Here is a 12,124-nt window from a genome sequence, read left to right on the forward strand (position 1 = left end):
CCCCCCGCTCCTGTCCGCACCGAGCGACCGAAAGTTTATCAATCCTTAACACACTCACACTTGACAGTAGATGTGATGTGCATAACATGGTGTCATGGATACAATCACACGAACTGATCGCCTGCTCCTCATCCCGCTGTCGACCGCCAACGTGGAAGAAGCCCACAAGGTATACGGCGACAGCCGCATCTGGACGCACCGGCCCAACGCCCGCCACATGGACATCCGGACCACCCGCGCGCTGGCCGAGGTGGCCAGCAACTCCTGGTCGCAACACCAGCTCGGCCCGTGGAGCGCCTATTACCGCGACCGCCCCAGTGAGTTCCTAGGCGTGGGCGGCGCCGAATTCGTCGATGGCGCCGGAGGCTTCTGGGACATCAAGTACCGACTCCTGCCGGAGCACTGGGGCCACGGGATAGCCACCGAGCTGACCAAGCAAGCCATCGAGTCCGCCCGCCGCGTCCACCCGGACGCCCCGATCACCATCCGCGTGACCACCAACCACCCGGCCTCCTCGCGCATCGCGGAGAAACTCGGGTTGGAAAAGATGTGGGAGGGCCGCCGTATTGGCACCGAGGACAACCCGGACGAGCCGGACGTGCGCGTCTACGCCGACCGCCAGTTGTCCGCCGAGGTGCTCGAGTTCATCCAGCAGCGCCCTTAAAGACTGACCCGGTGCCCCGCTGTGGTTGCCGCCTAGTCCCAGTTGGCGGCGGCGACCACGGCGGGGTCGACGTCGAGACCGGTCCAGCTGACCGACAGCGGGCCGAGGGACACCGGCTGCTCGGTGTCGACCGCCTTCGCCTTATACAGTTCGAGCAGCGCCAGGAAGCGGCCGACCACCTGCATGGATACCGTACAGTCCCGGGTCAGGGCCGCAAAGCTCATCCACCGGGCCTGCCCCAGCAGCTTGAGCGTGTCCAAGATCTTGCCGGCCTGCTCCGGCACGGACACGGCCACTTGGTGCACGTGCCCGATGCCGACTTCCTCCGGCGGCTTCGGACGGAAGACGCTGGCGGCCAGCTCCGCGAAGCTGGCGGGGCTGTGGCCAAGCCGGACCGGAGGTAAGAGATCGGCGAAGCGCTCCTCCATGCTGACCGCGCGCGGGTAGCGCCGCTGCGCGTGGCGCTGCCACTCAGCGAATTCGTCTGCGACCTGCTTGTAGGCCTTGTACTGCAAAAGGCGCGCGAACAGCAGGTCCCGGGACTCGAGGAGTTCCAGGTCCTCCAGGTCATCCACCTCGCCGCGCGGCAGCAGGCGGGCGGCCTTGAGATCCAAGAGCGTGGCGGCCACGACGAGGAACTCTGTGGTCTCGTCCAAGTCCGCGTCCTGCCCCAGGGCACGGGTGTATTCGACGAATTCGTCGGTCACCTCCGACAGCGCTAGGTCGGTGACCTCCATCTTCTTGGACTGGATGAGCTGCAAGAGCAGGTCAAAGGGGCCCTCGAAATTATCCAGCGCGATCCGGAAGCCGGTGATCTCGGGCTGAACCGGCTCCCCCGCCGGCGCCTCGGCTACCGCGGCCTCGTTCTTAGCCACGCGACGGGCTGGTGCGCTCAATGACCTCGAGCGCCAGGTTGTGGTACTGGGAGGCCGCCTGTGAGCTCGGCGCCCAGGTGGTGATCGGCTCGCCGGCCACGGAGGTCTCCGGGAAGCGGACGGTGCGCGTGATGACCGTGTCGAAGACCTTGTCCCCGAAGTACTCGACCACCCGCGACATCACCTCGCGGGCGTGCTTGGTGCGGCGATCGAACATGGTCACCAGGATGCCCAGAATTTCCAGATCGAAGTTGATGCGGTCGGAGACTTTCTCCACGGTGTCCGTCAGCAGCGCCAGGCCGCGCAGTGAGAAGAACTCGCACTCCATCGGGATAATAACGCCCTGGGAGCAGGCCAGCGCGTTGACGGTCAGCAGGCCCAGCGAGGGCTGGCAGTCGATGATGATGAAATCATAGTCGCGGCGGACCGGGCGCAGCGCCCGGGCCAAGGTGTGCTCGCGGCCGACCTCGTTGACCAACTGGATCTCCGCCGCGGACAGGTCGATGTTCGCGGGCACCAGGTCCAGGCCGTCAACAGCCGTGTGCTTGATGGCGGAATGAATGGAGATCTGGCTGTCCAGCATGACGTCGTAGATCGTGTCTTCAATCTCGTCATGGGTCAGCCCCAGCCCCGCCGAGAGCGCGCCCTGCGGGTCCAAGTCCACCAAGAGCACGCGGCGGCCGAGCGCCGCGAGGCACGCCCCCATGTTGATGGTCGAGGTGGTCTTGCCGACCCCGCCCTTCTGGTTGCACATGGAGATGACGGTCGCGGGCCCATGGGAATCAAGGGGTGAGGGCTCGGGCAGCTCACGAACCGGCCGGCCCGTCAAGCCCACTTCGACCTCAGAGGCATCGAACAGACCATCGTCGCTCACAGTCACACCTGCTTCCTTGACTAGCTAGCGCGCCACGCAACGCCGGTACCGCAACTAGCAATTACACGCTTGTAATTAACACATTACCCTTAGACCGTAACGCGGCGACACCCAACCGTCACAGTCAAGGCTATTTGGTTGATTTTACGCGCGCGGATGGGCTGTCCGCCACACCTCGCGGAGGGAATCCGCGCTGACGTGGGTGTAGATCTGCGTCGTCGTCACCGAGGAATGCCCCAGCAGCTCCTGGACGGTACGCACGTCCGCGCCACCCTCCAACAGGTGCGTGGCGAAAGAGTGGCGCAGGGTGTGCGGGGAAATCTTCTTGCTCAACCCTGCCCGGGCCACCGCCTGCTGGATCACCGCCCACGCGGACTGGCGCGACAGGCGCCTGCCCCGGGTGTTGAGGAAGACCGCCGGGCTCAGCCCGCGGCTCAGAGCCGGGCGCCCGCGCACCAGGTAGGCGTCCACGGCCGCCTGAGCCATCGAGCCCACCGGTACCAGGCGCTGTTTGCCGCCCTTGCCTTCGAGCTTGATGATGCCGTCGCCACCGGAGATATCGTCCACGTCCACGCGCATCAGCTCCGAGATACGCGCGCCGGTACCGTAGAGCATCTCCAGCAGCGCGCGGTCCCGAAAGTCCAACGCGGTGGCCTCCGGGCCCTGGGGAACGGCATCGATAAGCGCCGAAACTTCGTCCACCGACAGGGTCTCGGGAAGGTGGATGCCGGTCGAAGGCGGCGAGACCTCCGCGGCCACGTCGACGGCCACCTCCCCCTCGGTGACCGCGAATTTGTGTAGGCCGCGGGCCACCACCAGCGCGCGGTTGGCCGAGGACGCCGCCAACGGCCGGTGCCCGGCATAGCCGCGGCGCAGGTCCGCCATATAGGCCTCGACCTGGCTGGTCGTCACGTCCTTAAGGTCACTCACCCCGGCCTTTTCCAGCCACTCCAGGTAGCGGTTGACGTCCCGGCGGTAGTTGCTCAGCGTGTTGCCGGCGGCGCCGCGCTCGACGGCCAGGTGATTGAGCCAGGTATCCGCCACCTCGCGCAGCGGGCTGTGGCTATCGCTCACCGCTTGTCACTCACTGCTTCTTCAGGTCCGGGCCGGGCCGGCGCGCCGCGATCGAGTTCGGGCGCAAATCAAAGGGGGCATCGACCCCGCGCAAGGTCCGCCCACCCTGCTGGTAGGCGAAGGCCGCGAGGATGCCGGCGACCGCGATGGAATTGACCACCTGGCCGGAAAAAACCATGTCGACGGCCTCCCCCAGGTCGACCCAGGCGCGTTCCATGTCGGCTTCTTCGTCCCCGACAGCGTCCAGCAGATCCACCTCGCGCAGGTTCCGGGCCAGGTAGATGCGGCTGGCCTCCTCGCAGAAGCCGGGCGAGGTCACAATATCGGCCAAGACCGCCCAGTCCTCGGCGGCCAAGCCCGCCTCCTCCTGCAGCTCCCGCTGGGCACCGTCGAAGGCGGGCTCGTCCTTGACGTCAAGCAGCCCGGCGGGGATCTCCCACAGCCGCTGCCCCACCGAGTGGCGGTACTGCCGGATAAGCGCTACCTGGCCCTTTCCGTTGAGTGCCACAATGGCTACCGCGCCCATGTGCTCGACCACCTCGCGGTAGGCCTGGTGGTCGTCCGGCATGGACACCAGGTCCTTGCGGACGGCGATGATCGGAGCGTCCAGGAGGAGCTCAGAGTCGAGCGTTGCGAATTCGTGGGCCACGGTATCCCCTCTCGTGCTAGTTGGATTCTGGCTTGGCCGGCGCGGCGGCCTCTGCCGAGGCCGCGGAGCCATAGGCGCCGTCGCCGCCATCGAGCTGCTCGGCGACGGCGAGCACCGCCGCCATCCGGGCGAAGGAACGATCCACCGAGTCCACGGTGGAGATGTGCGAGTCGGCGCCGCGCAGGGAGCCGATCACGCCGTCCGGGGCGGCTTGCTCCACGCGGCCGGCCACGACGGTGTTGTTCCCCACCTCGTCGATGGCCTCGGAGAAGGTGCCCAGCGTCTCCGTGGCGTAGCCTTCCTTCTCGGAACCGGTCACCAGCAGCACCGCCTGCGCCGGGCGCATGGTCCCGTCCTCGTAGTCGATGAAGCCGGCCTTGCGCAGCGCCTGCAGCAGCTGCGCACGATCGTCAACGCTCGCCAGCGGCTGGGCGTCGTCCGGGTTCATGAGCATGGCCGCGCCCAGGGCCTGGCCGGCGTGGGTGCCGGGCGAGATCTTGTCCTCGCTCAGCTCCGCCCCGGCGGGCAGGGTGTTGGCCACGATGGACTTCAGCTCGTCGGCCTTGTCCTGGGTGAAAAAGTCCTGCGTCAGCTTGAGGTGGCCGGCCTTTTGCGCGCCGGCGCTGTGCAGCAGGGACTGCAATCCGCGGATATCGCCGTCGCCGGCGTCCGGGGTGCTGATGACCAGCACCGGGCGGTCGCTCAAGGTGTCCCGCACCGTCTCGGAGCTAAACTCCCGCACGACCGAGTCGGAGGAATTAGCCTGGGCGCGCGCGATCTCCTTGTCCTGCACGGCCTTCTCATAATCACTGTTGTCGTCGTTCCCGCCGGCGGTGGGCGCCCCATCCATCGAGGGGGCCAGCACCAGGGCACCTAAGGCCACGCCCGCGGCTACGCCGAAACCAAGCCCGGCGATGACGCCGCCGGGTACGGAGCTAGAGCCTTTCACTTAAACCACCCTTGGACGGTCAGCGCCAGGTTATTCCAGGTGTCGACGAGATTGTCGGCGAATCCACCGTCGCCGCCAAGGCCGACCACCAGCACGATGACCGCCAAGGCGACCAGGATCCCCAGGATGGCCCACAGCCACGCGCCCCCGCCGCCGCGGTTAACCGTGTAGAGGTTGATGATGGCGTCCGCGTCCACCACGCGGGTTCCCGCTTTGACCCGCGACAGGAGTGCGGCCGGCGTAGCGTGCGGGCGGTCGGCGAAGACGTCGTCCAAGTCCACGGCGTTGCCGACCTGCACGATCATCTGGGCGTCGTGGTAGTCAGCCAGCAGCAGCGCCAGGTCCGTGGCGGACTGCGTGGCCGCGGGGAAGGTCATCGCGCCGATGCCCAGGTCCTGGATGCGCTCCAGGCCCTCGGCCGTGCCGTCCGGCTCGGCCGGCAGGATCACGCGCGCGCCGGAGCGCAGCGTCTCGGCGGCAATGCCCGCCGGGTTGCCCACAATGAGATCGGGCTTGTAGCCGAGCTCCACCAGGGTGTCAGCGGCGGCGTCGACGCCGATGAGGTAGGGCTCGTACTCGCGGATGAAGTTGTGCAGGTCCTTGACCTTGCCGCGATGGCCCTCGACGTCCGAGACCACGACGACCTTCCGGCCCTGCATTTCGGATCCCGCGTCCGGAACGCCGAGGCCATCGATGAGCAGCGGGCCCTCGGAGTGGATGAACTCGATGGAGTTGCCGAAGTAGGCCTCCATGTGGTCGATGAGGCCGCGCTGGGCGTTGGCGAACTCGTCTTCGGCGGCGGCGCGCTCCACGAGCTTGCCAGTGCCGATCGCCTTGTCGCCCAGGTAGACGGTGCCGTCGTCGGTGATCCGCGCCTTCTTGCCGTCGCGGAACTCAGACATGAAGGCCTCACCGAGGTCCTCCAGGAGGACCACCTCGGCGTCCAGCAGCATGTGCGGGCCGTAGTTCGGGATGGCTCCCGTGGTAAACTTGTTGAGGTTGATTACGGCAGCAGGGGAAATATCCACCAGGGCCTGGGCCTCCTGGCGGGAGATATCTGCGGCGCTAATGACGGCAATATCACCGGCATGGAACTTCTTCATGCCTTTGCCGCCCGGGGTGCAATCGCGCAATGCGCCGTGCAGCCCCGGCAGGTCGTCGTTGCGGGAAAACAAACTCATGTCTGGCATTGTCCCCCGTCGCGGGGAAAAATTGGTTAAGGCGCGCGGAAAGATACGACTTCCGCTTGCGCTTTGTCAAATAATTCCGCCGCGTGGGCGCGGCCGGTGGCTGTGTCGTCGAGGCCGGCCAGCATCCGGGCGAGCTCCTCGATGCGCTCCTGCCGGTCCAGGTTGGATACGCCGGAGGTCACGGTCTCGTCGGAGACCTCCTTGGCCACGTGCAGGTGGCAGTCCGCGTAGGCGGCCACCTGCGGCAGGTGGGTGACCACGATGACCTGGTGGTTGCGCGCTAGTTTGGCCAGCCGGCGGCCGATCTCCACCGCCGCGCGGCCGCCCACCCCAGCGTCCACCTCGTCGAAGACCATGGTTCCGCCCTCATTGTCCGCCGAGAGGATCACCTCGAGGGCGAGCATGACGCGGGAGAGCTCACCGCCGGAGGCGGCGCTGGCCAGGGGCCGGGCGTCGGCGGCGTCGTTGGGCGCCATCGCGATTTCGACCTCGTCCGCCCCGGTGCGCGAGTACTTCGCTGGCCGGACTTCGACCTCGATGCGCGCCTTGGGCATCGCCAGCCCGCGCAGCTCCTGGGTGACAGCCGCCGCCAAGTCCCCCGCCGCGCGCGTGCGTTCCCGGGTGAGTACTTCCGCCGCGGCGATCATCTCCTTTTCCGCGGCGGCGACGTCCTTCTTCAGCTCCTCGAGAGCCTCGCTGGAGACGTCCATGGTGCCCAGTTTGGCCACGGCCTCGTCCCGCCAGGCGATAACCCCCTGGATGTCCGGGGCGTATTTGCGGGTCAACTGCTTGAGTTCCTGTTGGCGCACCAGGGACTTTTCCAGAAGGTTTGGGTCGGCCGGCAGCTGCCCCAAGAAAAGCCCCAGCTCGCCGGAGATATCCGCCAGCTGGGCGGTGATGTCTTGCATCCTCTCGCCTAGCGCCTGCAGCTGGGAATCCGAGCTGGCAGCCAGCGCCGCCGCGGCAGAACCCAGCTGGGTGGAGGCTGCCTCCTGCTCGGCGTAGCCGCCAGCTGCCTGCGCCCCGTCTGCCCCCTCGATGCCCTCTGGGCCGTCGATACCGGCCAGCGCCGTGTTGGCCGCCTCCCGCAGGGCGTCGACGTCCTGGAGCCGCCGGATTTGCTCGACCATCTCAGTGTCTTCCCCCTCCACCGGGCTGACCTTGTCGATCTCGTCGACGGCGAACTGCAGGCGGTCGACCTCTTGGGCCATCTCGCGGCGCGACTGCGTCTTGCGCTTGAGCTCGCGGGCTAGCTTGCGCCAGGCGGTGAACTTCTCGGTGTAGGCCTCGCGCAGGCCGGGCAGCGCCTCGTCGGAGCGGTCCAGGGCCGCCAGCTGTTGTTCCGGGGCGAGCAGGCGCAACTGATCGTTTTGCCCGTGGATGGTCAGTACCTCGCCGGTGAACTCGGCCAGGGTCGCGGCCGGGACGGCTCGGCCGCCCAAGTGGGCCTTGGAGCGGCCGGCCGCCCACACGGTGCGGGTGGTGATGAACTCGCCGTTGTCGTCCGGCTGCCCGCCGGATTCCTCGACGATCTCGGTCGCGCGTTGGGAGGAGGTGGCAAAGGTGCCCTCCACGACCGCCTTCTTCGCCCCGCTGCGCACGCGGGAGGCGTCCGCGCGGGCGCCGGCCAGCAGTCGCAGTCCGGTGACCACCATGGTCTTTCCGGCGCCGGTCTCACCGGTGAGCACGGTCAGGCCGTCGGCCAGCTCGGCGCTCGACTTGTGGATGACACCCAGATCTTCGATGGTGATATCGGTTAGCACGCCTATCACTGACTCCTTCCGTGGGGCGTTTAGCGCTGCGGGCCCCGCCAACCCTCGACGGGGAGCCGCAGCTTGGACACCAGGCGATCCGTGAACGGGTGATCGTCCAGCCGGACCCAGCGCACCGGGTGCTCGCCGCGAACGACCTCGACGCGGGAGCCGGGTGGCATGGCGATCTCGCGGAACCCGTCCATGTTAACCAACGCCGCCGACGTTTCGGAGGCGGATTCGACGGCGACGGTAGATTTCGGGGAGACGACTAGCGGCTTGGTAAACAGCGCGTGGGCGTTGTTGGGCACCACCAGGATGGCATCCAGCTCCGGCCACAGCACCGGGCCGCCAGCCGAAAACGCGTAGGCGGTAGAGCCCGTGGGCGTGGAAATCAGCACGCCGTCGCAGCCGAAGGCCATGACCGGGCGGGCGTCCACCTCCAGGATGGCGTCCAAGACCCCGGAACGGTTCAAGTTTTCCATGCTGACCTCGTTGAGAGCCCAGCTGCGGCCGATCAGCTCGTCGTCGGGTCCGGTGACCGTGACGTCGATGGTCATCCGGTCTTCGATGCGGTAGTGTCGCGAGACCACCCGCTCGATGGCCTTGTCCAGGGATTCTGCCTCCCATTCGGCGAGGAAGCCGACGTGGCCCAAGTTGATACCCAGTACCGGTACGTCCACGGCGCGTGCCATGTCCGCTGCGCGCAGGAAGGTCCCGTCCCCGCCCAGGACCAGTACCAACTCGCAGCCTTCGGCTGCCGCCGCGGTGTGCTGGACGTGCGGGAAGTCGGGCAGGATCTCGGCCGGGGCGCACACGCGCACGACGATGCCGGCCTCGTCCAGCAGCTGCGCCGCCCGGTCCGTAGCGGCCAGGTTGGTGCTGCGGCCGGCGTGGGGGACCAAAAGGATTTCGCGCTGCTGTGTCACCGTGTTTGCCTGACTCACTGCGGCCCCTCCTTGATTGCCTTGTCGATCATTGTCTCCAATTCTGCCTGCCCCGGCTGCGTCTTTGTCTCATCGGCGACCAAGTGCAGGAAGTATTCCACGTTCCCGCTCGGTCCCGGCAGCGGGGAGGCACACACGCTCTGGCAGCTAAGCCCCAGCTCCTGGGCGAAACGCGCGATGTCGAGCGTGACCTCGGCGCGCAGCTGCGGCGAGCGCACCACCCCGCCCTGGCCCAGGCGGTCCTTGCCGACCTCGAACTGGGGCTTGACCATGGGCAGCAGGAAAGCGCCGGGCCGCAGGCAGGAGACGATAGCCGGCAGCACCAGCTTCAGGGAGATAAACGATAGGTCACCCACCATGGCATCGGCCGGCTGGCCGATGGTCTCAAGATCCAGGTGGCGGATGTTGGTGCGATCGAAAACATGGACGCGCGGGTCGTTCTGCAGCCGCCAGAGCAGCTGGCCGTAGCCGACGTCCACGGAAAGCACTTCCTTTGCGGCGTTGCGCAGGCAGACGTCGGTGAACCCGCCCGTCGATGCCCCCGCGTCGAGCACGCGCTTGCCCTCCAGCGAGACATCAAAGGCTTCCAACGCGCCGAGCAGCTTGTGGGCGCCGCGGGAGGCCCAATCGTCCTCGGGGGCGTGCTCGACCCGGATGGAGGCCTCCGGCTCCACGATGGTGGCCGGCTTGGCCGCCTTGAAGCCGTTGACGAAGACTCGGTCGCCCTTGATCATCTCGACGGCCTGCTCCCGGGAACGCGCGATTTTACGCCGGACGAGCTCCGCGTCCAGCCGCCTGCGTGCTGGTGGCATCAGTTCTCCTGCAGCGCCGCACGCAGGACCTCGTGGGCGTTGTTGAGTTGATCGACTTCCTCCGGCAGGTCCCCAGCCGGTTCGTTGAAAATCTCCGCGATCTTCGCGTCTACGTCCTCAGGGCTGACCTGGGTCTGCCGCGGATCGTGCGGGATGGGGCGTGCCATTACCACCACGCCCCGGTGGCCTGGTCGGCCGCGTCGGAGGCCGGGCGCACATACCGCGGCGAGTGTGGCATGGCCCAGGCGACCTCAAGCACCGTCCGCAGCGCCTGCACCGGGGTCGCCCCCGGGTCGCCGCCGCTCAAGATGATGTCCTCGCCGTCGACGCGGGCGGTAAAACCACCCTGGGCGCCCGGGCGCAGCTGCGCCTCCGGCAGGTTGATATCGCCCATCGACTCGCCGATAAACGTGGGGCGCTGGTCCTTGACTGCTTCGATGAGCGCCAGCGGGCCGGAGACCCCAGTCAGCACGTGGAAGGTGTCACAACCGGCGGCGTTGCCGCCCTGGATATCGGTGTCTAAGCGATCACCCACTGCCAACGGGGCCTTAGAGCCAATCTCCAGGACGGCCTGGGCGAACATGGCGGCGGCAGGCTTGCCGGCGGAGGCCGGCTGCACCCCGGTCGCCGTAGACACGGCCGCCACCAGCGATCCGTTGCCCACGGCCAAACCGCGCTCCATGGGCAGGGAGGTATCCAGGTTGGAAGCGTAGAACTTAGCGCCGTTGCGGATAGCCAGGGCCGCCTCGGTCAGCTCCGCCCACCCGATGGACGGGTCGAAACCCTGCAACACTGCCTCCGGGCTCTCTTCCGCGCTGGTGACGACGGTGAAACCCGCCTGCCGGGCTAACTGTTTAAACGACTCGGCGCCCACGACCAGGACGGTCGCGCCGCTAGCTAGCTCCTCGCCTGCCAGGTTCAGGCAGGCCTGGGCCGAGGTCAGCACGTGCTTCGCGTCTGCCTGAATGCCCATGCCCACCAGCTTGTCGACGACAGCGCCGGGGCTGCGGGAGGCGTTGTTGGTGATATACACGCACGGCAGGCCGCAGGCGTTGATGATGTCCACACTGGCGCCGATGGGACGATCGCCCTCCCAGACCGTGCCGTCGAGGTCAAGCAGCAACGAGTCGTGGGACTCTAACAGGGAAGCCATCTATCCGATTTCCTTCACGCGCTCGGCCGCGTCGGTCCACTCGCCCTCATCGATGGCGACAGTGTGCTGGAACCAGTCCTTGGCCTCATCAGTGCGGCCGGTCTGCTCCAGCGCGTTGGCGTAGGCATACGACAAACGGCAGGCGCTAATCCCGCGGTCGTCCTTGTTGGGGTTGAGCCGCGACAACGTCACCACGGCGGACTGGTTCTGGCCCAAGTCCTGGCGGGCGCCGGCCAGAACGATGGCCAGTTCAATACGGGACTCTTCGTCCAGGTCTTTAGCCACCGGCTCCTTAGCCAATTCCAGGGCCTTCTCCGGCTTGCCCAGACCGCGCTCGCAGTCGGCCATCACGGCCATCAGCCCCGGGCCGCCGGAGATACGGCGGGAGGCGCGGAGCTCCGAGAGGGCTTCCTTCCACTCCTGCGCGCGGTACGCGGCAATGCCGTTGACCTCACGCACCACGGAGACTCGCCCCGCGCGGTTCTTCGCCGCCCGGGCGTGGCGCAGCGCCAGCTGCGCATCGTCCTCCATCCAGGTCGCTGCCATGATCATGTGCTTGGCGACAGCCTCCGCGTTGTCCTTGGACAGCACCTTCAGGTCCTGCAGGACCATCGGGTCCAGGTCGCGCACGTCAATATCGTTGGGCAGATCCGGGTCCGCCATGCGCTGGTTCAGGCGCTCTTCGCGGAAGCCGCTGCGCTGCGGGTGGCTGCGACGCTGCTGGGAAGTGGACTTGCCACCGCGGCCCTTGTGGGTCGGCTTGCGCCCGCCACGGTTGCCGCCGTTGTCCCGGCGCTCATCCCGGAAGCCTTTCGAACGCCTCCCGTAAGGCTTCCGGCGCCCCTTGTGGCCACCGCCGCGACGCTCACCGCCGGCGGAATCAAAAGACTTACGGCCACCTTCGTTGTCTGACATACCTAAATCCGTTTCTACCATCGCGACAGCAATCTAATACCCGCCCATTCTACTAGGCCAGGAAGTTCTATTAAGAACCCGCACCCGGGATGCACTAACAGCATGTGGCTGAAGAACCATTAGGCCTTATGCGGGTATGAAAAAGCGCTCGGTAGGACAGTCATCGGGTGACTGCCCTACCAAGCGCCTTAAGCTATTGAATTATGTGTTGTTGTTTGGTGTCGGCGGTAACCTACTCTCCCACAACCTCCCGGTTGCAGTACCATCGGCG

12 protein-coding genes and 1 pseudogene are annotated in these 12,124 nt (G+C 66.9%); 1 reads left to right on the top strand and 12 read right to left on the bottom strand.

From position 1 onward, the window contains the following. Positions 1 to 94: 94 nt before the first annotated feature. Positions 95 to 664 carry a GNAT family N-acetyltransferase gene (locus QQS52_RS10800; RefSeq protein WP_472773861.1) on the top strand — a complete coding sequence of 190 codons (570 nt, stop codon included), beginning with the start codon at positions 95 to 97 and terminating at the stop codon, positions 662 to 664. Positions 665 to 696: 32 nt separating this feature from the next. Here QQS52_RS10800 and QQS52_RS10805 read toward each other — a convergent pair whose 3' ends face one another. The 12 genes and pseudogenes from QQS52_RS10805 to QQS52_RS10860 all read right to left on the bottom strand — a co-directional run. Continuing rightward, positions 697 to 1,539 (bottom strand): segregation and condensation protein A, encoded by an 843-nt coding sequence (locus tag QQS52_RS10805; protein WP_472773862.1) that lies wholly within the window; start codon positions 1,537 to 1,539, stop codon positions 697 to 699. Next, a complete protein-coding gene (locus tag QQS52_RS10810) occupies positions 1,532 to 2,419 on the bottom strand; it encodes a ParA family protein (RefSeq protein WP_472773863.1) in 888 nt (295 codons plus the stop codon). Before QQS52_RS10810 ends, QQS52_RS10805 begins: the two co-directional genes overlap by 8 nt. 138 nt (positions 2,420 to 2,557) lie before the next feature. Continuing rightward, the gene (gene xerD / locus QQS52_RS10815; protein WP_472773864.1) at positions 2,558 to 3,487 is read right to left on the bottom strand and encodes a site-specific tyrosine recombinase XerD; all 930 of its coding nucleotides are present in this window, start codon (positions 3,485 to 3,487) and stop codon (positions 2,558 to 2,560) included. Between the two features lie 10 nt (positions 3,488 to 3,497). Further along, a complete protein-coding gene (locus QQS52_RS10820) occupies positions 3,498 to 4,136 on the bottom strand; it encodes an NUDIX domain-containing protein (RefSeq protein ID WP_472773865.1) in 639 nt (212 codons plus the stop codon). Positions 4,137 to 4,152: 16 nt separating this feature from the next. Then, entirely contained in the window at positions 4,153 to 5,085 is a 933-nt protein-coding gene (locus QQS52_RS10825; protein WP_472773866.1) for a copper transporter, read from the bottom strand. After that, complete coding sequence (gene steA, locus QQS52_RS10830) at positions 5,082 to 6,275, bottom strand: putative cytokinetic ring protein SteA (RefSeq protein ID WP_472773867.1); 1,194 nt, start codon at positions 6,273 to 6,275, stop codon at positions 5,082 to 5,084. Before steA ends, QQS52_RS10825 begins: the two co-directional genes overlap by 4 nt. 26 nt (positions 6,276 to 6,301) lie before the next feature. Further along, positions 6,302 to 8,038: a DNA repair protein RecN gene (gene recN / locus QQS52_RS10835; protein ID WP_472773868.1), complete on the bottom strand. Its 1,737-nt coding sequence runs from the start codon at positions 8,036 to 8,038 to the stop codon at positions 6,302 to 6,304. A gap of 29 nt (positions 8,039 to 8,067) precedes the next feature. Then, on the bottom strand, positions 8,068 to 8,973 hold the full coding sequence (locus QQS52_RS10840) for an NAD kinase (protein ID WP_472773869.1): 906 nt from the start codon (positions 8,971 to 8,973) through the stop codon (positions 8,068 to 8,070). Continuing rightward, the gene (locus QQS52_RS10845; RefSeq protein ID WP_472773870.1) at positions 8,970 to 9,785 is read right to left on the bottom strand and encodes a TlyA family RNA methyltransferase; all 816 of its coding nucleotides are present in this window, start codon (positions 9,783 to 9,785) and stop codon (positions 8,970 to 8,972) included. The genes QQS52_RS10840 and QQS52_RS10845 overlap by 4 nt, the downstream gene beginning before the upstream one ends. Next, a complete protein-coding gene (locus QQS52_RS10850; RefSeq protein ID WP_296203748.1) occupies positions 9,785 to 9,952 on the bottom strand; it encodes a hypothetical protein in 168 nt (55 codons plus the stop codon). Before QQS52_RS10850 ends, QQS52_RS10845 begins: the two co-directional genes overlap by 1 nt. After that, a complete protein-coding gene (locus QQS52_RS10855) occupies positions 9,952 to 10,938 on the bottom strand; it encodes an HAD-IIA family hydrolase (RefSeq protein WP_472773871.1) in 987 nt (328 codons plus the stop codon). Before QQS52_RS10855 ends, QQS52_RS10850 begins: the two co-directional genes overlap by 1 nt. After that, positions 10,939 to 11,868, bottom strand: a pseudogene (locus tag QQS52_RS10860) (hypothetical protein); the annotation flags it as partial. It lies immediately after the preceding gene. Positions 11,869 to 12,124 lie beyond the last annotated feature (256 nt).

The organism is Corynebacterium sp. 1103A (assembly GCF_055700955.1).

What these genes read in the sequence shown, in the direction of transcription:
- QQS52_RS10800 (WP_472773861.1), top strand. Translation starts at nt 95, where the DNA reads ATGGATACAATCACACGAACTGATCGCCTGCTCCTCATCCCGCTGTCG.
- steA (WP_472773867.1), bottom strand. Translation starts at nt 6,275, where the DNA reads ATGCCAGACATGAGTTTGTTTTCCCGCAACGACGACCTGCCGGGGCTG.
- QQS52_RS10845 (WP_472773870.1), bottom strand. Translation starts at nt 9,785, where the DNA reads ATGCCACCAGCACGCAGGCGGCTGGACGCGGAGCTCGTCCGGCGTAAA.
- QQS52_RS10850 (WP_296203748.1), bottom strand. Translation starts at nt 9,952, where the DNA reads ATGGCACGCCCCATCCCGCACGATCCGCGGCAGACCCAGGTCAGCCCT.
- QQS52_RS10855 (WP_472773871.1), bottom strand. Translation starts at nt 10,938, where the DNA reads ATGGCTTCCCTGTTAGAGTCCCACGACTCGTTGCTGCTTGACCTCGAC.